Below are 23,084 nucleotides of genomic sequence, written 5' to 3'. Positions count from 1 at the left end.
AGTCCTACCGAGCTTACTTCGGTTTCACCGTCGTATCAGCCAGCATCGCCGCCGACGCCTTGAGTGTGCCATCCGGCTGTCGGGCCGCCAGGACGATGACCCTCGAGCCCGGTGTCAGCGTGGCCTGCGATGGTGCGATTGCAGTGACGGAGACGTTTGGCGGCACAGTGATCGTCTGAGTACCACCCTTGTATTGCACAGTGAGCTTTCCGCCCGACTGCGCGCTGATGCTGCCGTTGGTCATACGCGGTGCGCTGACGGTACCGTTGGTCATCGTGCTCCTGTTACCACCAGACGCGCCGGCTTGCTGCGTCATGAGATAGCTGCCCTCGCCCGTTCCGCGCAGCTTGTCGGGAAAGATATGGATCTCCGTTGCACGCTGCGATCCGTCTGGTTGTGCTACCGACGTAACGCCCACGAACGTGTTTTCCTTTACATCGGACAGCTTTGCCGGCACACGAGCGTACACATCCAGCGGAGCCGCGATCGCGACTCGCACCGGACCGCTGTCCGAAGACACTGTGAGCATGCTGTCGGTGACGCTGGCTATCGTGCCGCGAACGGGCGAAAGGTTCGACGACGCAGTCGACTGCGACGCCATCGCGCTGGAGTCCGATCGAGTTCCGGATGTGTCCCTTGAGGACGACGTTTCCCCTTTGGAGCAGCCCAGAACGGCGCCGGCCGCGAGGACCATGAAAGTGGCGGCGGCGCTCTGCCGCACGATGCCGAAGCTCAAGCTCTCCGGTCTGACATGAATCGTTGTTGCACGCATGTTGCACCTTACAGTGTATGGGATTCGACGGTCGCAAATCAGGATCGAAACTGCGAGGGAGACGCATACGTCGGACCGTCGCATGATCTGTCCATCCCGGTGCGCCATACCGCTTCTGCATGTCCCCCAATCCCCCGGCCACCAACTATCGTCCGATCACGCGATCGAGTGCAAACCAACCCGAGTGAAAGCCGACGGCCCGTGATTCGAGGCTTAAATTTCGGATCATGACCGGCCGCGTCGTTCGAGTCCTGCTGAGCCTTCTCCTGATCCCTCTGTTGACGGGGATCGGCCTGGCGCCGTGCACGGCGATGGCGCAGTCTGCATCCATGTCCGGCACCGCAGCTCCTGCTGAGCCCTCCACGTCACAACACCGCTCGCGTCACGCCGACAACGATCCGACCAAAGCTCCACCCGGTCAGCACAACCATGCCCCTTGCGATAGCTCCACGGGGACAAACTGCTGTCCCGCAGTTATGGGATGCGGCGCGATAGCGCTCCCATCGACAGTCGTGGCGCCGCAACCGGTTCCAGCGCTCGTGGCATCGGTACACGCCGAGTACACCGAGCCGCCGATCGCAATGGCAGTCGCGCCAGAACCGCCCCCTCCCAGGGCGTAGCCCTCTGCCGCGATCCGCGGCGTTCCGAGTCACGCACTGTCCGCGGAGACTCGCCGGTGCCACGGCTGACACCGATGACACAGACCATTGATCGTCACAGGCAACAACGCCGCGACGATTGCTTCCGGATTTATAGATGTCGCTTTCATTGCGCTCCCACGCATGCACGCTCTTCGTCGCGGCTTTCGCGGCGACCATCGCGGCTCCGCGGGCGTTCGCACAACACAGTCATCCGCCACAAACCGATTCCGCGCATCACGGGCCCGCGCGCAACGACACGACGCTACCTTCCATGCGTTCCATGTCCATGGCATCGGCGCCACTCGGCATTCCCATGCAGCGCATGGGATCTGGCACTTCCTGGCTGCCGGACGTGACGACGATGCATGCATCCCGCACCATGCTCGGCGCCTGGGATGTGATGCTGCACGGCGTTGCGTTTCTGCAATACGATGACCAGGACACCAGGCGCGGTGACAGGCAATTCGGCAGTGTGAATTGGGGAATGCTCATGGCTGGCCACGATCTCGCCGGCGGCCGTCTCGGCCTGCGCGGAATGGTGAGCGCAGAGCCATTCACCGTTGGCTCACGAGGCTATCCATTGCTCCTGCAGTCGGGGGAGTCCTATCGCGGTCGATCGCTGTACGATCGGCAACATCCACACGATCTCTTCATGGAGATCGCCGCACTGTACGACCACGTAATTGGCGACAATCTCGCTGTATCACTCTACGCCGCTCCCGTCGGTGAGCCTGTAATTGGACCGGTCGCATTCCCACACCGTCCGAGCGCCGCGAACGATCCACTCGCACCGATCGCACACCACTGGCAGGACGCGACACACATTTCGTTCGGCGTGCTGACCGGTGGTATCTACACGCGCACGGTACGGCTTGAAGGGTCGATCTTCAACGGTCGCGAGCCGGACGAGATTCGCACCAACTTCGATTACAAGGGGCGCAGTCTCGATTCCTACGCTGGACGTCTCACGGTGAATCCGAGCGAGAACTGGAGTCTTTCGGGATCCTACGCGTATCTCAAGAGTCCGGAGCAGCTGCACCCGGAAGAATCGTTGCACCGAATCAGCGCATCGGTGCTGTACGGGCGCGCATTTGGAACATCCGGCAACTGGGCGAGCTCACTCATCTACGGAGCGAACAAGCACACCGGACAGACCAGTTTGTCAAATAGTCTTCTCGCCGAGAGCAATCTCACGCTCGATCAGCGCAACAGTGTTTTCGCGCGCGCTGAGTTCGTGCAGAAAGGCCCGGAGGATCTTCCAACTTCAGCACCGACCACACCCGCTTCGTCACTCGCACAAGCGACACATGCAAGCATGATCGTGATCACGAAACCATTGCCGTCGATCCAGTATGACGTCGGTGAGGTGACTCTCGGTTACGTGCGGGAGCTCACATCGGTGTACGGCGGGAGCCTCGGACTCGGTGCGGCCGGTACTATCAACATGGTTCCGTCGGCTCTGAAGGACACGTATGGCACACGCACGCCGCTGGGGGCTACTGTGTTTCTGCGCCTGCGCCCGGGTGCGATGAACATGGGTATGCAGATGGCGAAATCAGTGGCTCCGTCGCACATGCACGACATGGATAACATGCCCTGACCGCCCGGATGACAATCAGTGCCGTGTCGGGACTGCTTGTTTCGCTTCTCCTGGCCGTCGCGCCGCCTGCAGCATTCGCACACAACTACACCTTCGCACCGCGCAGCAGCTGTGCGTTGATGGCGACGATGATCGTGCTCATCGACATGAGTACAGCGCCAACGGCTGGCGACAGGACCACGCCCCACGGAGCGAGCACGCCTGCCGCGAGCGGAATTGCAATGATGTTGTAGCCCGCAGCCCACCAGATGTTCTGCACCATCTTCCGGTAGCTGACGCGAGAGAGATCGATGATGCGGGGTACATCGCGTGGATCGCTTCGTACGAGAACAATATCGCCCGCTTCGACCGCAACCTTCGTTCCGGCTCCGATCGCCACGCCGACGTCGGCGGTGACGAGTGCTGGCGCGTCGTTCACACCGTCGCCCACCATCGCCACACGCTTGCCCTGCTGCTGCAACGCTTCGATGTGGGCAGACTTGTCCTCAGGCAGCGCTTGCGCGAGCACGGTGTCGATTCCGAGATCGCGGGCAACGGCCTCCGCCACGGCGCGCGTATCGCCGGTCATCATCACCACCTCGATGCCCGCTTCGTGCAGCCGCCGTACCGCCTCGGCAGACTCGGGACGTACGGCGTCCGCCACCGCGAACGCCGCAAGTGCGCGACTTCCCTTGATGAGGTACACCACACCCTGGCCGCGCGCGGCCGCCTCCTCCGAGAATCGCTGGAGCTCGGATGTGGGGGCCACACCCAGACTGGTGAGCAGGTTCGGACCACCAACCGCAAACTGGTGCCCATCCACGGTCGAGCGCACACCGCGACCCGGGATCGACTCGAACGCGCTCGACTCCGGCACCGTCAGCCCTCGCTCCGTTGCGCTCGTCACTATGGCCCGCGCAATCGGATGCTCGGCGTCGCGCTCCACGGCGGCCGAGAGTCGCAATGCCTCATCCTCGGATAGATCGCCGACCGTGCGCACTGCGACCACGCGATGCTCGCCCAGGGTGAGAGTGCCCGTCTTGTCGAACACGACGGTTGTGAGATTGCGTGCCTCCTCGAGCCCGCGGCGGTCGCGCACGAGAAGCCCCGCCCGTGCACCGAGTGTGGTCGAGATCGCAAGCACGAGCGGAACCGCGAGACCGAGCGCGTGAGGGCAGGCGATGACGAGCACGGTGACGAATCGTTCGATGGCCATTGATGCTGTCGCACCAATCGACAGCCAGGCGACGAGCGTCACCAGGCCGGCGCCGAGCGCGATCCAGGTGAGCCAAAATGCAGCGCGGTCGGCAAGCGCTTGCGCGCGCGAGCGGGAGTTCTGCGCCTGCTCCACGAGGCGCATGATCCCGGCGAGCGTGGTACGTTCGCCAGTTCCGGTGACTTCGACGCGAAGCGATCCCGAACCATTCACTGTGCCGGCGATGACAGTGGCACCTTCTTCCTTCTCGACAGGCGCCGACTCGCCGGTCACGAGCGCCTCGTCCACGTCGCTTCGCCCCGAACGCACGACACCGTCGGCCGGAATTCCTGCGCCTGGACGCACCAGCACTACATCGCCGTCGCGCAACTCGGTCACTGGAACGTCTTCGACTCGTTCGGCCGCACCCTCGCCACGGACGCGCGCGGCGGTGCTCGGGAGTAGCTTCGCCAGCTCACCGAGCGCGCCCTGCGCTTGCGAGATCGAGCGCATCTCGAGCCAGTGACCGAGCAGCATGACCGTTACAAGCGTCGCCAATTCTTCCCAGAGCGGCATGCCGGGAAAGCCAAGCACGACCGCCAGGCTGAATGCGAACGCGACACTGATTGCGAGCGCAATCAGCGTCATCATGCCGGGCAGGCGATCCCGGATCTCGCGGACGGCGCCGGCAAGAAATGGTGTTCCACCGTACAGGAATACCGCGCTACCGAATATCGCCGGAATCCATCTCGCACCCGGAACGCCCGGTGCCGTGTAGCCGAGCGCGCTTTGAAGCATGTGGCCCCAGACCAGCGTCGGAAGCGTGAGCAGGAACGACAGCAGGAACTTGTCGCGGAACATGGCCACGCTGTGACCGGCGTGTTTGTCGTGACCGGCGTGCGCTGCGGTATCGTCGCCATCGCCAGCCCGAGGACTCGTGGCTGCGTCTGTCGGGTGATGGTGTGCGTGCAGATCACTCATCGGCAACCTCTCTGTGCAACGTGATCGCCAACCACGGGCATCCAGATGTCAACAAGACAATGTAACGCCGCCGGCATTGTAGATCGTGGCGTCGAGCGCGATTGCCCGGCGCGAACCGACGGCTCCAAAAAAAAACGAAATCCCCCTGCCATCAGTTGGAGATGACAGGGGGATTTTCAACGCTGCACTACAGGATCACGAGCCGCGCAGGTTCGGATTGTTCTGCGTCTCCACATCCGGCAGTGGAACGCACGTGGTCGGGCCGTACGTCTGCCCCTTGTGATTCACACCGGACGGAAACGGAATGTTCGTCCGCAGCATGTCTCCAAGACGCTGTCCTTCGCTGAAGAGCGTGCGCCGGCGCTCCTCGAGCACTATCGCCTCTATGTCCGAGCCTTCGCTGCCGTTGAGCGGCGCAACGCCACGCGACGCGCGTACGCGATTGATGGCATCCTTCGCTTCCTGTCCACCAGCAGCTTCGGCGTAGATCAACTGCGCCTCGGCCCAGGACGCGATCGGCATTGGCACCGCGCCGGTTCCGATGAACTTCCGCTGCTGCCACTGCGGCGTGACTGCATCGTTTCCGAAACGGCCCGTGTTCAGCACCGGCACCCTGGGATCGGCTACACCACCGACCGTGAGGCCGCGGTAGTCCGGACCGACCGACAGGAAGTCGTTTCTGATCGTGAGATTGTAGATGCGGTTCTCACGTGTAATCGTGGTCTCCGAATACTCCGCATTGCGAACGAAGCCAGCCGGCACTGCCTGCGCGTCCGCTTTCGCAGCCGCCAGATTCCCGAGATCGAGTTGGGCTCGAGCTCGACCGACGAGCGCCATGTTGGTCATCGCCGCGTAGTTCGCAGTCTGCGCAAGGGCCAGCGCCGCGGTGAATTTGGCAACGGCGATCTTGAACGTGCTGTCACGCGTTATGAGCGGCCCGTTGTCGACCGTCATCTTGCACATTCCCTCCCCAAGCAGCACGTACGTGTATGCGGCGTAGGTCGTGAGCTCGGCCAGCATGTTCGCACGCGTCGGCACCTGAGCAGCGGTGAACGCCGTTATGCGCTTCGCAGCATCCTCGGCCTGAAAGCGCGCCGATTGCATCGGCGTGTAGAAGCCCAGCGACGTCGTGGCGCGACTCGTAGGACACGTTCCAGGCTGTGTCTTGGTTTCCACGCCGCGCCAACCCCACTGGTTTGCATCGACGAACGAGTTGGAAACGATGTATTCCCCGGACAGCACGCCGGCCGTCGCGACGTACTGCGCAAATGCGCAGTTGAAGGTGCCAAGCGCCGCTGCATCGAGCGTCGGAGCCAGCGAAGGATCGGAAAGATCGCTGCTCTTTACAACGCCCGGGTTGGTAACGTCGAGCAGGCTGTTGCAAGCGGTTGCGGCTGCGAGACCCAGCACCAGGATTGATCTCGCAACGCTTCGACCGAACGGTTTTCTCCCGCTGCCGTTTGAGTTGTGATATTGCATCTTAGAATTCCCGTAACGTTAGAAGGAGAGCCGCAGCGTCGCCGTGAGGCTTGCCGCGGGAGGCATAATGGTCTGATAGCCCTGCGACAGCTGGCCCGCAGCACGAGTCTCCGCGTCCCAGACGTGCTGGTTCGCGACAGGCACGTACACGAGACCGTCACGTGACGTGTTCCAACCCTGCGCGCCGGTCCACAGCATCGCAACGTTGCGCATCGCCAGGCTGAACGATCCGCCATTCGCACCGATCCGGCCAGCAAAGCGATTCGGAAGGTTGTACGTCGCCGAGAGCTCACGCAGTCGGACAAAGCTTGCGAGGAACGTACCGGTCGCATCGTTCTCGATGGCGCGGTATTCCTGAAGAATTGGATCGTCGCGCTTGATCACGGCGCGGGTGAGTCCGAGGTTGTGCAGCGCACGGATCTCCGTGTCAGACTGATAGTTGCCACCGTTACCGTCAGCCGACGCGAATAGAGTCAGTCGCTTGAACAGAGTCACCGTCGTATTCACACCGAGCTGCCACGTCGGCTGCGACGGGCCCCAGCGTACACGCGGTGCGGACGAGCAAGGAACCGCCTTGCCGCCCATCTCGAGACCCTGCTTGCCCGTTCCGCCGTCGCACATCGCCGACGTGACGAAGCCCGCCGAGTCGATGGTTGCAGACAGAACCTTGTACATGAAGATGTCGCCGATCCCGAATCCGACGCGATTCTGTGCCTGACCGCCGGCAATCGTGATGAACGGAATCCCGCCCATGTCCTCGATGCGATTCCCGTTCCTGGAGTACGACGAGCCGACCGCCCATGAGAACTTGTCGCGCGTGATAAGCCGCGTATTGATGGCGAGCTCATTACCCCAGCCAGTCACGCGCCCGATGTTCACGATCTGCGAACCCGGGAAACCGGTCGATGGTGGAAGCGGCGAGTTCACGATCGCGTCCGTGATGTTGCGATGATAGTGCGTGTAGCTCAAGTCCGTGCTGCCGCCGAGTATCGTGCTCTCGAAGCCCATCTCGAGCTCCTTGCTCAGCTCCGGACGCAGCGCAGGGTTTCCGAATGCGCTCGGTACGAGACCGGGCTGATCCGCGTAGCCTACCGATGGTGCGTACAACTGCGATGCATCGAAGGCACCGGGCTGTGTGCCCGACGCGCCGTACGCAGCGCGCAACCGCAGACTGTTGACGAGCGGCAAGTGGAACCACGGCTCCTCGCCGATCACCCACGATCCGCTGAACTTGGGATAGTACGCAGCCTTGAACTGCTTTCCGAACGCGCTGTTGTCGTCTCCGCGCAGCGCGGCGGTGAGGAAGACGCGGTTACGCCATGCGATCTCTTCCTGGCCGAAAACACCGACCGTCGCATTTCCCGTATACGTCTCGGCGCCGGTGCGCGTCGTTCCGCCACTGACAGTCGTGATCGGGATTGCCGGGAAGTTGGAGCCTGTGGCAGTAATCGTGTTCAGATCCTGATGGTAGTACTGCAATCCAATGCTGCTCGTGAAGTCGAGATTGTCACCGCGGTGATACTTGGCGGAGCCGGAGTAGTCTAGCGTGATGAAATTGTGCAACGCGCGCGAGACTGACTTCGAGCCGAGACCGTTGTTGCCCAGGAAGTCGAGATTGCCCTTCGGCTGACGCGGGTACAGCACCCAGTTGTTCTCGGTGCTCGCATCCAGTCCAGCTATGAGGCGATTGGTGAACCACGAGATCGGAGTGTAGTTCAGAGTCAGGTTCGACGTCGTCCGATCGACGTCGGCGTGGCTCTCCACAGTCGACCACTCTTCTGGTGGCGATGTATTGAAGCCGCGCTGGCCCTTGCCGAGCGTGAGCGGATTGCCCCAGATCAGGTTGCTGAACGGATCGATGTCGATCGCGCCCTGCGCGAGCCGGATCCTGTTGCGCAGGTAGGCCATGTTTGTCGTGATCTTCAGCTTGTTGCCGACGAGCAGATCGAGATTCGCCCGTGCGCCCAACTTCTTGGCCACGTTCCATGGAACGACGCCGACATCATCATCGTAGTTCACCGACGTGAAGTATCTGGCGAGGTCCGAGCCGCCGGCCAGACTCAGGTTGGTGCCTTCGAGCATTCCATTCGTGAAGATCGGCCCGTTGCCCGACTGTGCCTCGTGGAGGTAGAGGTTGACACTGTCGAGCTGCTGCGTCGCCGGATCCTTTGCGTACAGAGTGCCAGCCCGGCCTCCCGGATTCGCAAGCCAGTTGGTGCCCAGTCGCTGGCTGAAGTTCCACGATGCCTTGCCGCTCCTGCCACGCTTTGTGATGATCTGAATCACGCCGTTCGATGCTTCGGTGCCGTACAGCGTACCGGCCGCCGGCCCCTTGATGACTTCGATGCTCTCGATGTCTTCAGGATTGATGTCGTCGAGTGCGCTGGTGCCCATGCCACCACGCTGTGAGGGACCACGACTGGCGTTGCCGTCCATGCGCACGCCATCGATGTAGATCAGTGGCTCGTTGGTAAGCGAAAGACTGCTCACACCACGCACGCGAAGCTGCGATCCGGTACCGACCTGTCCGGATGAAGGCAGCACCGTGAGACCCGGCGTGCGACCCTCCACCAGCTGACCGACAGTGGTGACTGGCGCGACGGTCAGGATGTCGGTTGCCTTTATGCTCTCGATCACGTTACCGACCGCGCGCCGTTGCGTCGCTCCGGCTGTTCCTGTCACGACGACCTGATCGAGCAATGCGGTCTGGTGCATCAGCGCGATGTCGACAGTGGTGACACTTCCCGCAGTCGCGGTAACCTGCCTCGTGACCGGCGCAAACCCGAGCAGGCGTGCGCGAACCGTCACCGCGCCGGGCGCGACTCCGGTGATCGTGAATCGTCCGTTCGGCGCGGTCACCGCACCTTTGATCGTCGTGCCTGACGTGACGCCAGCCGGACCCGCGGAGACCTGAACTCCGGCGATCGGTGCATGTCCCGCCGAGTCGGTAATTGTTCCCGTGATCGTTGCAGTTCCCTGTGGCGCTACGCCGGCCTGTGCTCCCGCAACGCCTGCAGCAACACCTCCGGCAACGCCTACCCCCGTAAACGACAACAACGCGAACAGTAGCCAACGGCTACCTGATCTTTTCGACATCAACCCTCCCTTGGGCCCGAATGAGAAAACCAGCGGTTGTACCACGCGATACTCCTGTCGATGAAATCGATGACGTGCTTCGTCTCACGCACTCCGTGCCCTTCGCGCGGATAACGAATCATCACCACAGGCACACCGACATCCTTCAGTGCTATGTAGAACTGTTCCGCCTCCGCAATCGGCACGTCGTTGTCGTTCTCACCGTGCACCAGCATCACCGGCGTCTTCACGCGCGAGACGTAACGCAGCGCGCTACGCTTCCACAACGTGTCCATCAACGCACCCACGTGAGGGTACGCACCGAACTCCACGGCCAGATAGTCGTGGTAGTACGACATGTAGTTGAAGCTGATCAGATTCGCGATTCCGGCAGTCGGGATCGCCGCCGCGAAGCGGTTGGTGCGCGTGACCAGCCAATCCGCCAGTTGTCCGCCGTAGCTCGTTCCCTCCACTCCCATTCTCGTGGAGTCGAGCCACGGATGACGCGCGAGCGCGGCATCCACACCCGCCATCACGTCCTCTGCCTCGCGACCATCCTGATCCTTGAAGATCGCATCCGCGAACTTCTGGCCGTATCCGGTTGAGCCCCGGTAGTTCACCATCAACGACGCCATGCCGTGCGCGGCATAAACCTGCGCCTTGTCGTTGAATGCCGATCCTTGCGCACCATGCGGCCCGCCGTGGATCTGCACGATAAGCGGATACTTCGAATTGGCTGTGCGATCCAGCGGCGCGGTGAAATACGCCTCGACCTGAAGCCCGTCGCGCGACCTGAACGTGAAGCGCTCGACCGGTGCGACACGGCGTTTCGCGAGTAGTGCAGTGTTGAGCCGAACGATGTCGTGAGCAACACCCGATGCGTTCATCTCGCGAAGCATCGCCGGCTCGGCCGGCGAGGCGAAGGCATAGATCAGCCCGCCGTCCGACATGAGCGACCACGATCCGATCTGGCCCTCATCGCCCACCACTACGTGCGGCGAGCCACCATCCACGGGAATGCGATACAGTTTGCTGTCGCCGTGCACCTGCACCACCGTGTAGAGCGACGTACCATCGCGAGACCACCGCGGTGCACGTTGACGATTATCGACGGATAGCCCAACCTCCCGGCGATTCGATCCGTCGGCGTTCATCACCCAGACGTGCGTGTCCTCCATGGTCGTCTCGGACGACGTCAGCGAACGCTTGGTGCCAAGGTAGGCGATGCGACGGCCGTCGGGCGACCACACAGGCTGATATTCGGGCGACGCAGTCTTCGTGATCTGGCGCTGCGCACCGGACGCCACGTTGACCGCGAACACGTCATAGTTGAAGACACGATCCGGATCGGCACCGTGGTTCGACACGAACATGATCTCCGCACCCGATGGCGACCACTCGATGCTGTGCTCGTAGTAGTTGCCGGTCGTAAGCTGCCTCACGTGCTTCGTAGCAAGGTCGGCGACGAAGATGTGCAGACGGCGATTGTCGTTGAAGCGCGTCAGCCCCTCACTCGCTGTCGGCTTGTACGAATACCGCGTGATGACCATCGGGTCACCGTTCGCATCGACCTCCGGGCCCGGCGTGCTCGATATGAATGCAAGCCGGTGTCCGTCCGGCGACCATGTGAGTCGCTCCCCGATCGACGGAAGAACGTGATTGGTGCCCTTCACGGAAGCGATGAATCGAATGTCGCTCCCATCCGCGTTCGCGATTGCTACTCCACTGCTGTCGCCGACGCGGCCGAAGAATGCGATCGCGCTGCCATCCGGCGACCATCGTGGACTCGATGCGCCCGTTGCGTCGGTGCCAAGCCGCGACTCGGCGTGCGTCGCGAGATCGCGAATCCACGTCTCGCTACGCGGCCTGCCAGGCGTATCGCGTCGCGTTACCGCGTACGCAACATGCCTCCCATCCGGCGAAACCTGAACATCTCCAAGACCGCGCAGCGCCGAGATGTCCGTGCTGGCAAGCCCCGGCGCCTGTTGCGCTGTGAGCGACACCGCAGTGGTCGCGACCATGACGGCCGCGACGGCTACGGATCGAGCGATGAATCTCATGTTGTAACTGCCCTGGTTGAATCGACTGCCCTCAGCGTCCAGGGCGGCGTGGTTGGCGTGGGGTTGGTGCCCAGACGGCGGTATCGGCGGCACTCGCCGGTCCGATCTTTCCCTCTACCGACTTCATCAACGCTTGCGGGTCGTAAATCTTCCCGGCTTTGATCACCAGTCGCGGCAATCTGACTCGGCGAATGTCGGCCAGCGGATCCCCGCGCACGACCACCAGATCAGCCCATTTCCCCGCTTCGATCGATCCAAGTCTGTCGCCAAGCCCAATCGCGCGCGCACTGTTGATGGTCGCGATGCGCAGCACGGCCGCGTTCGGAATGCCCGACAGCGAGAGCGACAGCAATTCCCTGTTCACCGCGAACGGCGTAAAGAATTCTCCCCAGCTCGGATGATCGGTGCCGAGCGTGATGAGATCGCCGCCGCCCGCGTCGTAGAACGCCTTCACTTCCTTGCGCTTGGTCCAGTAGATGTTCTCGAACTGCTGATTCACCGGGCGTGGCGGCCGCGCGGCAATCACGGAGCGCATGTACGGCGTGAGGAAGCGCTCTTCATCCGTGTAGTAGGTGTAGACTACGGGATCCTTCTTGCCGTAGTAACCGTACGCACTCAACGTCGCGTCGAAATAGACGTGTTGCGTCTTGTACAGCGCGGCGATCCGCTTGAACGCAGGCGTGTCGAAGGTCATGTGCTCGTACGACGCGTACGCGGAGCGATCCGGCGTGAACGCGTCGCCGCCCATGAAGTGCTCGATGCGATCGATTCCCATCAGGATCGCGTCGCGCGGATTGACCGACTCACCGAATCCGGAATCAAGGTGGCCAGTCACCGTAAGCCCATGCTGATGCGCACGCTCGATCAGCGCGCGTAGCTGATAGGGCTTTATCCCTTTTGCCTTGAATCCGCGCACTCCGTGCTCGGCCCAGTAATCCACCTCGGAGTAGATCGAGTCGACCGATATGTTGCTGTCCCAACCGGGCCGCGCGGTCCCGAAGTACGGTCCTGAATTCAGCAGCCGAGGGCCCGGCTCCAATCCACGATCGATCCTGATGCGCAGCGCCATCATCGAGTCCGGCTTCATCTCGCCCGCGGGCCACGTTGATGTCACACCGTTGGCGAGAAAGAGCGATGGATACGCAGTCGTCTCGTCCTTGCGCCCCGCGTTGAACAGATCCATCGCGTAGTGCGCGTGCAGATCGAAAAGGCCGGGAATCACCGTTTCCGTATCTGCCAGCTGAACGCGCTCGGCGTCAGCACCGGCTATCGAGAGGTCACCGCCGACGCGCAGGAACTTGCCCGCGCGAATGAGAATGCCGGGGTTGCGAACTCGCTGGTTACCTGTCGATGCGAACAGCCAGCCGCCAGTTACGAGTACGTCACGCTCTCGAGGCGCATTCTGCGCGGGCGCAAGACCCGCGGTAACGAGAGACAGAAACAACAGTGCGAGGCGCTTCATCTTCATTGGGTCGCTGTACTGTGCTGGCCATGCGCGGATGGACTGGCCAGCGATCTCAAGCGAACATAAAGGTGGGCCTCTGGGTGTCAAGATCGGATAAAATATTTACTATTCCGAATCCAACCCCCCCGCCGTCGACGTGCATTAAGAATTACAACGCTGGGACTGGACAGCGCGTATTATTTCTTTCGCAGTAATTGCAAAACCCGGTGCGGAGAGCCCCGTCGGTGCCTGTTCCGCATTGAAACAGCAAGGCGATGCACGCCCTGCAGGCAGCCCACACCACGGGCGTCGAGCACGACGCCCCGGTACCTTTGACCGACTCTAGTACCGTGCCAGATCCCGGCCGACGACGATCCTGCCACCGAATCCGCCAGCGCGTATCGCGCGAATCAGATCCTCGTCGCTGCTTCCCATTCTTATGATGTGGGTGAGCACCAGCAGCTTGGGCTCCGCCTCCGCGGCGATCTTCCCGAGCTCCACGTCGGACGTGTGGAACTCGTGCATGTAGCGCGGCCAGTCGTCACCCCCGGGCCGCTTCTCGGGCGCGAGCTTCGCCGCCGAATACACTTCATGCACCAGCACATCCACGTCTCGCGAAGCAGCAATCAGTGCGTCCGACGGTCGCGTGTCACCCGAAATCACTACCGAGCGCGTGGGCGTGTCGATCCGATATGCGTACGCTTCCTTTAGACTACCGTGCAGTACCGGGATCGCCGTGATGCGCACGCCACCGCTGTCGTAAACGACACCCGGCTGGATCTCGTGCACGTTCACCGCGTAGCCACTGGCCGGTTCGTGCTCCAGTCCATTGGTGCGAACATCTTCGTCGACCTTCCACGCTTCCAGAATGTGCGTGGTCATCTCCTGCAATCCGTGCGGCCCGTAAGCTTCGAGTGCGTTCCTTCGCCCCATCACCCATGACGTGAAGATCAGGTCCGGCAGTCCGAGCGTATGATCGCTGTGCAGATGGGTGATGAACAGCGCCGTTACACCATTAATCGGAAGGTGCGCTGCTGCCATCCTCCGCATGATTCCCGGACCGGCGTCGAAGAGAAAAACACGGGAGCCAACGAGGACCGCAGTCGCTGGACCGGAGGCATCCGGATCGGGCCTCGGCATTCCGACGCCAAGCATCACGACGACCGTGCTGTCAGCGCTCGCAGATCGAGCTGCGACGCCGCTTCGTGCCGGCGTGTTGCGCGCATCGACAGTCGCCGGTGCCCACGCGATCATGAAGCAGCCGGCGATGAGTGCTGCAATTGGAATTCGATTGAACATGATCACGGATTCACGTGTGGATCGCCAATGACACAGTCAGTGCGCAGGATACACCGGCGCAGGAACCCGCTCGGGCACAGCCTCGGCCGGCGGTGGACCACCCGTTCCGTGTGGCAGTCTACTCCGCGTCCCGCTCCCGCCTTATGCGCGCCCGATCATTGATCGCATGGAAGGATCCAGCGTAGTCCCTGCTGATCATCAGGACTTCACTCGTGGCGCGCTCCAGTTGCGCCTCGTCGCGAATGTAGGGCCGCAGCTCCTGCCGAACGCGCCGAGCGATCGATAGCTCGAGCTCGCGTACCCGGGAGGCGACATCAAACGTAACAACTGAGTCGAGCATGACTTATCGTGTACGATGCTGATGGAAAGTGGTGAGGATCCGGCCTGGAAGGCGGGGATTGGCATGTGACGCCGCCCATTTTTTAAGGCGCTTGGCTGAGTTCATTGTTCGAGCGATGCCACATGCCGTTACCCGGTTGATTCCGCATAGCGCAGCCATACCTCATACATTTGCTCGCCGACAGCGATCGGACAAGTGCGCATTCCGGCCACGGACTGCGATTTCCGGCCAATTGTGGCGACCCGCACAAAAGCGCAGCTAAATGGCGCAAACGCGCATTTCGCACTGTGAAAACTCCCTGTAATCTCCCTGCTCAACCCCCTTGCCGGAGATAATGTGCGCAGTACCACCAGATACATCGCCATCCTTGGTGCAGCCCTAGCAGCGCTCGCTGTCGCTTGCGCAGAACCCACAGCCCCCCGCTCCAACGCCCTGTGCAGCGGCGGTGGAACCCAGGGCTGGGATCACTGCGGTACCGACAGCACTTCCCAGTCTGCCACCATCGTGAAGGTCGCGCTCCCATAGGGGGAACCGTACCCTGATCCGGCGCCGGCAAGTCCTCAAATGCCTGTCGGCGCTGGGTCAAATCCGGACCAATCTGCCCCGATTTCCGGTTTGGCCGGAAATCGCAGTGGTTGGCCGGAAATCGCATTTCCCCGGCACCCGGCGGACGCTACCTTATTGAAGGTTCTCGTCGCTCGGGAAGGAGTTCCATGTCGCGGACAGCAGTTGCATCAACGGGGCCGAATTGAGATACATCGCATTTCTGGCACCACAGGGGATGGGCTACGTGTACGCAGCCGTCGGTGGACACGGTGTCGTCGAGTCCATTCCAGACACGCGCCAGCTCCTCGCCGCGCTGGCGCTTCCGAGTGACGACTGCCTGGTACTGGATCCGGCACTCGTCACTCCGGGCATCGCGCAGTCGATAGCAGCAAGCATCGCGCAATTTCCCCGGCCCGTCGTCGCCTTCAGCTCCGTGAGCACGGCTGCGCTCGAAAGCTCCGTGATCCTGGCGCAACGGACTCCCGCCCGCTTCGTCTTCCGCGGTACTGCAAACGAGCGCTCGTTGCTGGAACGCGCTGTCCTTCTCACGCCTGACGCAGAGTTCTGCGCCGCGCTCCTGTCGAGACTGGATGGCAACCTCAATCTCCTCCCAGCTGCGATCCGTGAGAGACTGGTCGCGATGTTCCGCACCGGCGATGGACCCGATTCGCCCGACGCGCTGTCGGCAGCAGTATCGCTGCCGCGGCGCACCATGGATCGCTATATCGCCGAAGCCGGCTTCGTGTCGACGAGAAGAATGGTCGAAGCGACGCACCTCACGTCAGCATACAGGGCCATCACCAGATCTCGCATCCCGTTCACGACCATTGCGTCGCTGCTTGGATACAAGTCGCATCGAACGATGGACGCACAGTTCACGCTGCTGCTCGACACCACGACCGGCAAACTTCGCACTCGACCGCTCAGAGTCGCCGAGGCGGCGGATGTACTCGCACTGCGCCTGACGGAACGCAAGACACGTCAGAGGTCCAGCACTCCACGCAATCCCCCGGAAGAAGCCAAGCCGTCGCTGACACTCATCCACGGCAGACCTCGCCCCCGACACGTACGCCTCAAGGCGTCCGGCGAACCGACAACCAAACCATGACCGACACCTCCTTCCTCCAGTATCTCGCAACAACGCGATCGGATGCAGAATTCGCGCGCACTGCCGCAGGATTCGCCATCCTGCAGATTTACGATAGCGTCAAGACTAACGGCCTGAGCTCATTCCAGCGCGATACTCTCCACAGGATCGAATCTGATATCGCAGGGATCGACGCTGCACCGAACGTGCGCACAGCGCTCGAAGCGATGGCCTGCGCACTTCAGTTCTGGGAGAGCGCGGGACCGGTCCGCGTGGGAAGAAAGGCGACCTACACTTCACTTCTCATGTACGGACAGGCGCTTGGCAGTGAGGGCGAGTGGGCGATGGCCGCAAAGGTATTCGCACTCGCGGGCATGGATACCGAGCTCGACGGCGAAACGTGGCTCGCGGCGGAGTCGCGTCTGATGATGGGACGCGCGTACCGTATGTGCGCCGACTGGGAGATGGCACAGATAGCGTACCGCCGCGCATCCCAGCTTGGCAGGGAAGCGGGCGACCTGTCCATCGCGTTCCGCGCGCAGATCGGCGAGGCGAACCTGCTCTGGAGCCGCGGCAATCTGCAGGCGGCTCGGCTGCGTCTCACTGGCATTGCCAGGCAGGCGCGACGATCGTATCCATCGGTCGTTCCGAGAGTCACGCTTGCGCTCGCGGGGGTCGCGAACATGAGCGGTGAATACGAGCAGGCGATCTCGCTCGCGTTCGGTATCCTCGACACGCTCGAGGACGACGATGAGCTCAAGTACCAGACGCTCGTCGATCTCGCATCCTTCCTAAGCGACTACGGACTTCCCGCGGTTGCATCCGCCGCGCTTCGCGTCGTGCAGAAAGCTGCGCCCGAGAGACACGTCAGACGTCATGCGACGCTCAATCTGTTCTTTCTCGCTGCACATCACGAAGACGCCGCCGCCTTCGACGTACTCCGTGCCGAGCTCGCTGGCGAGCGACTGACAGCTCGCCAGCAGGCACAATTTGCGCTGTTCACCGCACAGGGATGCCGGCGATTCGCGCGATTCGCCGAGGCCAGGTCGGCTGCGCAAAGGGCCATCGAGCTCGCAAACCGGTACGAGCACTTCCAGCTTGTGTTCGAGGCAGAGACCGAGCTGAGCGACATCCTGCGGGCAATGGAGAACGCTCCCAGCGAGATGCCACAGCGCCAGGACCGCTCCCGTTCGAACACCGTCGCCGTCAGTGACGATGTGATGCCGAATCCGTCCGCAATTTCCATTGGCTGGGACAGCGTGCCCGCTGAAATTCGCGAGGTTGCCGAATCGCTCGATTTCATGGCAGCCCAACACGGCGTCGGTACCAGCACTGCCATGAGCGCTGCCATGAGCACAGCCATGAGTGGTGCGCGGTAAGGGACACGCGAGGACGGATCTTCTTGACGCAAAAGGCGCACGGAATGCGATGAGAGCGCTGGCAATGCTCCGGAGACCGTTTCACGACCGCGCCCGCGCGGCAGTGATGCCTCCGGGATCGGTGACGATACGATCGGGTACGGCCGACTTCATCGATGCCGTTACGCGTGGATCGTCCGACGTGGCTGTCGTCGACCCCATGCTCGCAGAGCGCGATCGCGGTATTCCCGGCTCGCTGTCTCGCGCGCACCTCGGCACCGTGCTCTACATATTGCTCACACCGGAGTACGCGCAGGCATCGATCGACCTCATTCGCGAGCTCGGCATCGGCGAGATCGTCACTTATGGATACAACGACGATCCGACGACGTTTGCCGACATTCTGCGACGGCAGTCACGTGCCACACGGGCTCACCTGCTCACGACCGCTCTTTCGCAACGATTGAAGATGGTACCATCGGCGCTGTACAGTTGCATCGATCATGTGAGCGAAGATGGTCACAGAATCGACTCGGTCGAAAGGCTCGCCCGCGTCTGCGGCGTCACCCGCTGGGCTCTGTCGCGTCAGTTCAGGAACGCAGGAATCGCATCTCCGTCAGGCTTCGTGGCGGCGCTCACGCTACTCAGGAATTACGACATACTCACCGACAAGAGCCTCACGCTGCTCGACGTCGCCAGAGCGGTTGGGCTGAGCTCGGAGCGTGCGTTACGGCGACAGTGCATCGCTGTCAGCGGGCTTGCGGTCGCGGCGATCCGCGAGCCACTGCCGATTGAGCGTTTCGTGGAGTGCATCGTGGACACTCTTACGACGCGGCACGAGCCCTAGGACGATCGGGCACCCTGGGCGTCGTAGTTCTGCGCAATCCAGTCGCGCGCTGCGATCACGTCGCCCATTGCAAGCTCGTGACCGGCGTGCTCGACGTGCACAGTCACATCCGCGTCGGCCGATCGGAAGATTTCCGCAAGACGTTCCGTATCGCCGAACGGCAGCAGTGGATCCATCTCTCCCGCGCAGATCAGAACCGGAACTCCGCTCAACACCACGCGCGTCTCCGGCGTGAACGGTACCATCGGCCGGAGCAGCACGGCGCCTGCGAGTGCATCGGGCTGGCGCAGCATGAGACTGCTCGCGATGTTCGCTCCATTGGAGTAACCGACAGCCACGATTCGATGCCGATCGAGATTGTACGCGCGTGCAGCGTCGCGAATGAACTCGCCCAGCTCCTGCGTACGCAACGCCAGGTCCTCCTGGTCGAAGACGCCTTCCGCCAATCGTCGAAAGAAGCGCCGCGCACCGTTCTCCAGCACCTTCCCTGTCGGACTCAGAAGCGTGGCCCCTGGCGCCAGTGTGTACCCCAGCTGAAGCAGTGAATCGCCGTCACCCCCGGTACCGTGCAACAGCAACAAGGTGAGGCCGGCGAGGTTGCCCTCGCCGGCGATGTACCGATGCTCGAATGCCGGAGGTTCGGACGAATTCACCTGCCTACCTCACTGCGCCATCCAGCTGTTGTTAGTCCGATCGACATCCACGAGACGCCGGTCGGGATCGAGATCGATCCGCTTGACGGTCTTGCCGCTGAAGTCATATTCGCGGACGTAGCGAACACTGTTGGTGCTCCAGACCAACGCCGGATACTCGAAGTCCTGCGTCGTGCCGTCGCTGAAGGTGAAGTGCGCGCGTATCGGTAGCACACCGCGTGCACGGTTGCCATAAACGACCGTGACGTGCTGAACCCCGCTCGAATCGGCCGTCTGTACAGACTCGATGGCCTGATCGAAATGTGGATCTTCAAAGAACCACTCGCGCCAGAACCAGTCCAGTCGCTGCCCGCCAACCGATTCCATCGTGCGGAAGAAATCAGTCGGCGTTGGATGCTTGAACGCCCAGCGGCGCGTGTATTCCTTGAACGCGTCGTCGAACGCTGCGGGCCCCATGATCTCCTGGCGCAGAAGCTGAAGGCCGACAGACGTCTTGACGTACTCCGTGAAGCCAAGCTTGCGCGGGTCGATGCGATCCGGATTCGTGATGATGGGAACGTCGATGTTCAATTTCTGCGTCTGCTCGACCTGTGCGCGCTCCTCGGCTGCGCGCTGCATCTGATCGCCGTTCTGCGGATAACGACGCGCTTCGCTGAAGGTGTTGATGAACGTGTTGAAACCCTCGTCCTGCCAGAACTGCACTCGCTCGTTGGAGCCGACGATCATCGGGAACCAGTTGTGTCCGATCTCGTGCGTCACGACGTTGTACAGATCCGGCTTGTCGCGACTCTTGGTCTCCATCGCGAGCATCGGGTACTCCATGCCGCTGATCGGACCCTCGACTGCGGTGATCTGAGGATAGGGATACATGAACCAGCGCTCCGAATACTCCTGAATCGACATGCGCGCCTGATCCGCAGCGTCGTCCCAGTTGATTGCCGCACTCGGCCGATAGTAAGCCTGCGCCAGAATTCCCTTCCAGCTCGATGCATCCCACTGGTATTCGGGCGAGGCCGCCCACGCCACGTCGCGCACGTTGTGTGCCTTGAAGTGCCACGTCATCGTGCCGGTAGTGCGGGGCCGCGCCGCTCCGCTGGTGAGGTCCGATGCCGTGATGATCGGTACTGGTGTCTCGGATTTGGCCGCCTTGGCGAGACGACTGATCTCCGTCGGCGTCAGCACCTCGTGCGGATTCGCGAGCGTGCCCGTCGCGGCCACGATGTAGCCCGATGGAACCGTGACGCTCAGATTGAAATCACCGTACTCGAGATAGAACTCGCCCTGTCCGAGATACGGCTCAGTGTTCCAACCGCGCACGTCGTCATACACGTTCACACGCGGGTACCACTGGGCGAGCTCGAACAGCGAACCGTCGCGACCCATGCGATCGGCTCCATGCTCCGGAATCAGAAAGTGCCATGCCGCGTCGAACGTCGCCGTCTTGCCAGGCGCCAGTGGCTGCGCCAGATCGACCTTGGTCACCGTTCCGTTGTCGCGCAACTTGAGCGGAGTCGCGCGTCCGTTGACGACTTGATTGAAGTGATCGATCACGTCGCCACCCACAAAGCTGCGCGATCCGAAGCGACTGTCCGGTGCGAACACGAGCGTGTTGAGCGAACCGGGCCGGAATGCGTTCTGCTCCGTCTGAACCCAGATGAATCGCAGCGTATCCGGCGAGTTGTTCGTGTATCGCATCGTCATCGACGCGCTGAGCGACTTGTTCGCCGTATCCAGCGTCGCGTGCAGATCGTAATCCGCGCGCTGCTGCCAGTAATGAGCGCCGGGCCGTCCGTCACCGGTCCTGTACACGTTCGGCGACGGATACAGATCGAGCGGTGCGAAGATCGACGTGTCGCCAGCTCCTCTGCGGACCGCTTCTGTCTGCTGTGGAGTCGGCTGCTGCGCACCTGCCGCGAGCGCGCTGAAGAGAACGACCACCGCGGCGGCCGATCTTGGCTGAAGCATTTCTGATTACTCCGAAAGAATGGAATCGCTGACCAGCGGCGCCGCAGCGCAGTGCCAGCGGCTTTCCAAAATGGTCAGACACGGCGCTGACTGAACAGGTTGGACTCACTGAATTGTATTCATCGCCTCGCCAGACCGCACGCGCCGCACCGGTTCGGTACGGAACCGAACATCAGTGCTGGTCGACTGTCCAGTCCGGAAGATCGGACCACCACGCGTCAGCACGGGCGCCGGCTACGTGCACTCGACGACTCACCCCACTCGCGTTCCGGGCCTCGTACAACCACACCGCGGGAGCGTCGCCATCGATCTCCTGATAGGCCCGCGCATAATAGGCACGCGCGCGCGCCGGATCGAACGAGCGGGCTCCGCTATCCACCAGCGCATCGAAGCTCCGACTCGTGTAACCGACGAAATTGGCGCCTTCAGGCGGTGCACCAGCCGTCCCCCATGCCTGAACGACGGCCGCAGGGCTGGGGTCGGAATGCCATGCATTGAGCACCGCGTCGAAGTCGCCTCTGGTGAGTCGCTGAACGAATGCGTTGACCTCGAGCGGCTCGATGGTCACCTTCACCCCGAAGCGACGGTACTGCTCCTGGAGCAGCGTCGCGTACTTGACGCGCACGGCGCTCGACGTGGGAACGAGCAACCTGAATGAGATCGGACCGTGCGCAGCAAGTATCTTCACCGCCGCCGCGGAATCGTATGGAAGTGCGACAACGCTCCTGCTGACCGGCAACGCACGCGTCACAGGCCCGAGCCCCGGAAGCGCCAGCGTGTCGAACACGTTCCGGGCCATCGCCGACCGATCCACAGCCATGCTCAACGCACGTCGTACTTCCCTGTCGTTGAATGGCGCACGCCGAACGTTGAAAGCCAGAAAACCATAATCGAGACTTGGCGACGTCAACAGCCGCACACGCGGCGATGCGACAACCTGATCCACGGCGGGTCCACGCACGACCTCCAGGAAGTCCGCCTCGCCTGCCAGCAACCGCGTCGTCGCTGCCTGCATGTCCGGTGACACCAACCACACAACGCGATCGAGCCGCGCGCGTCCGCGATAATTATTGCTGTCGCTCACGATCTCGATGCGCGATCCGCCGTCCCATCTGGCAAACCTGAAGCGGCCACTGCCCACCGGATGCCGCGCAAACTGTGACGACGCGAGCGACTTCACCGGAACATCATGCAGAAGATGCTCGGGCAGAATCGCCACATTGTACACGAAATTGAAGAACTGCTCCGGCGTCCGTCTCGCGTACCACACGACCGCGGTAAGTGAATCGCGCACGCTTACGGAATCGATCCCGCGCAACGTCGCTGCTATCGGCGATGCCAGGGTCGAGTCCGTCAGCAATTTGAACGTGAACCGGACGTCGCCGGCGCGAACCGGCTGCCCGTCGTGCCACCGTGCACGGGGATTGATATGAAACGCTATCCACGACGAGTCGGGCGCCCACTTCCAGGACTCGGCGAGCCTGGGCGTGAAGCCTCCATCGCCAATCGTGTTCAACTCAGGCCCGATGTCGGCCAGATAATCGAATATCTGATCCACCACCTGGCGCCCCTGGCTCGTCATTGTGAGCGGCGGAAACAGGTTGTCGGCGTCACCCGCGGTGGCGACAACGAGTGTCCCTCCCGCACCGCTCGCTTTCGCGACCTTCGCATCCGGCGTGCACGCAGCGACGCCGATGACCAGGACGGCGAGTGCCGCCGATCGCAGCGACCTACCAGCGTTCTTCCGAAACATGAGCGACATG

Annotated in this window: 16 protein-coding genes; 5 read left to right on the top strand and 11 right to left on the bottom strand. The window is 62.2% G+C overall.

What is annotated here, in order from left to right; all coding sequences use genetic code 11:
- Nucleotides 1–13 precede the first annotated feature (13 nt).
- Entirely contained in the window at nucleotides 14–529 is a 516-nt protein-coding gene (locus V4529_13145) for a hypothetical protein (protein ID MES2359273.1), read from the bottom strand.
- Here V4529_13145 and V4529_13140 point away from each other — a divergent pair.
- Together V4529_13140 and V4529_13135 are read left to right on the top strand one after the other, a co-directional pair.
- The gene (locus tag V4529_13140) at nucleotides 528–755 is read left to right on the top strand and encodes a hypothetical protein (protein ID MES2359272.1); all 228 of its coding nucleotides are present in this window, start codon (nucleotides 528–530) and stop codon (nucleotides 753–755) included. The two genes, V4529_13145 and V4529_13140, sit on opposite strands and share 2 nt — an antisense overlap.
- 773 nt (nucleotides 756–1,528) lie before the next feature.
- Nucleotides 1,529–3,013: a hypothetical protein gene (locus tag V4529_13135; protein MES2359271.1), complete on the top strand. Its 1,485-nt coding sequence runs from the start codon at nucleotides 1,529–1,531 to the stop codon at nucleotides 3,011–3,013.
- Nucleotides 3,014–3,098: 85 nt separating this feature from the next.
- Here the strand turns inward: V4529_13135 and V4529_13130 are convergent, their stop codons facing one another.
- From V4529_13130 to V4529_13100, 7 genes are all read right to left on the bottom strand, one after another.
- Nucleotides 3,099–5,048 carry a heavy metal translocating P-type ATPase gene (locus V4529_13130; protein MES2359270.1) on the bottom strand — a complete coding sequence of 650 codons (1,950 nt, stop codon included), beginning with the start codon at nucleotides 5,046–5,048 and terminating at the stop codon, nucleotides 3,099–3,101.
- 315 nt (nucleotides 5,049–5,363) lie between these two features.
- Nucleotides 5,364–6,647 carry a RagB/SusD family nutrient uptake outer membrane protein gene (locus V4529_13125; GenBank protein MES2359269.1) on the bottom strand — a complete coding sequence of 428 codons (1,284 nt, stop codon included), beginning with the start codon at nucleotides 6,645–6,647 and terminating at the stop codon, nucleotides 5,364–5,366.
- Between the two features lie 18 nt (nucleotides 6,648–6,665).
- Nucleotides 6,666–9,743 carry a SusC/RagA family TonB-linked outer membrane protein gene (locus tag V4529_13120; protein MES2359268.1) on the bottom strand — a complete coding sequence of 1,026 codons (3,078 nt, stop codon included), beginning with the start codon at nucleotides 9,741–9,743 and terminating at the stop codon, nucleotides 6,666–6,668.
- A complete protein-coding gene (locus V4529_13115; protein ID MES2359267.1) occupies nucleotides 9,743–11,782 on the bottom strand; it encodes a S9 family peptidase in 2,040 nt (679 codons plus the stop codon). The genes V4529_13120 and V4529_13115 overlap by 1 nt, the downstream gene beginning before the upstream one ends.
- Nucleotides 11,783–11,813: 31 nt before the next feature.
- The gene (locus tag V4529_13110) at nucleotides 11,814–13,250 is read right to left on the bottom strand and encodes an amidohydrolase family protein (protein MES2359266.1); all 1,437 of its coding nucleotides are present in this window, start codon (nucleotides 13,248–13,250) and stop codon (nucleotides 11,814–11,816) included.
- A 318-nt stretch (nucleotides 13,251–13,568) separates the two neighbouring features.
- Nucleotides 13,569–14,525 (bottom strand): MBL fold metallo-hydrolase, encoded by a 957-nt coding sequence (locus V4529_13105; GenBank protein MES2359265.1) that lies wholly within the window; start codon nucleotides 14,523–14,525, stop codon nucleotides 13,569–13,571.
- Nucleotides 14,526–14,643: 118 nt separating this feature from the next.
- Nucleotides 14,644–14,865, bottom strand: a complete 222-nt coding sequence (locus V4529_13100) for a hypothetical protein (protein MES2359264.1) — start codon at nucleotides 14,863–14,865, stop codon at nucleotides 14,644–14,646.
- Between the two features lie 748 nt (nucleotides 14,866–15,613).
- Here V4529_13100 and V4529_13095 point away from each other — a divergent pair.
- The 3 genes from V4529_13095 (at nucleotide 15,614) to V4529_13085 (ending at nucleotide 18,703) form a co-directional block, all read left to right on the top strand.
- Nucleotides 15,614–16,519, top strand: coding sequence for a hypothetical protein (locus tag V4529_13095; GenBank protein ID MES2359263.1), 906 nt, complete (start codon nucleotides 15,614–15,616; stop codon nucleotides 16,517–16,519).
- Complete coding sequence (locus V4529_13090; GenBank protein MES2359262.1) at nucleotides 16,516–17,877, top strand: hypothetical protein; 1,362 nt, start codon at nucleotides 16,516–16,518, stop codon at nucleotides 17,875–17,877. Before V4529_13095 ends, V4529_13090 begins: the two co-directional genes overlap by 4 nt.
- A 64-nt stretch (nucleotides 17,878–17,941) precedes the next feature.
- Nucleotides 17,942–18,703: a hypothetical protein gene (locus V4529_13085; GenBank protein MES2359261.1), complete on the top strand. Its 762-nt coding sequence runs from the start codon at nucleotides 17,942–17,944 to the stop codon at nucleotides 18,701–18,703.
- Here the strand turns inward: V4529_13085 and V4529_13080 are convergent.
- The 3 genes from V4529_13080 to V4529_13070 all read right to left on the bottom strand — a co-directional run bounded on the left by V4529_13080 (nucleotide 18,700) and on the right by V4529_13070 (nucleotide 23,083).
- Nucleotides 18,700–19,356: an alpha/beta hydrolase gene (locus V4529_13080; protein MES2359260.1), complete on the bottom strand. Its 657-nt coding sequence runs from the start codon at nucleotides 19,354–19,356 to the stop codon at nucleotides 18,700–18,702. The genes V4529_13085 and V4529_13080 overlap by 4 nt on opposite strands.
- 9 nt (nucleotides 19,357–19,365) lie before the next feature.
- Nucleotides 19,366–21,321, bottom strand: a complete 1,956-nt coding sequence (locus V4529_13075) for a M1 family metallopeptidase (protein MES2359259.1) — start codon at nucleotides 21,319–21,321, stop codon at nucleotides 19,366–19,368.
- A gap of 172 nt (nucleotides 21,322–21,493) precedes the next feature.
- A complete protein-coding gene (locus tag V4529_13070) occupies nucleotides 21,494–23,083 on the bottom strand; it encodes an ABC transporter substrate-binding protein (GenBank protein MES2359258.1) in 1,590 nt (529 codons plus the stop codon).
- Between the last annotated feature and the right edge of the window lies 1 nt (nucleotide 23,084).

The sequence above is a fragment of the Gemmatimonadota bacterium genome (assembly GCA_040388625.1).
Lineage (GTDB): Bacteria > Gemmatimonadota > Gemmatimonadetes > Gemmatimonadales > Gemmatimonadaceae > Fen-1247.
This window is presented reverse-complemented; position numbering and strand designations above follow the sequence as displayed.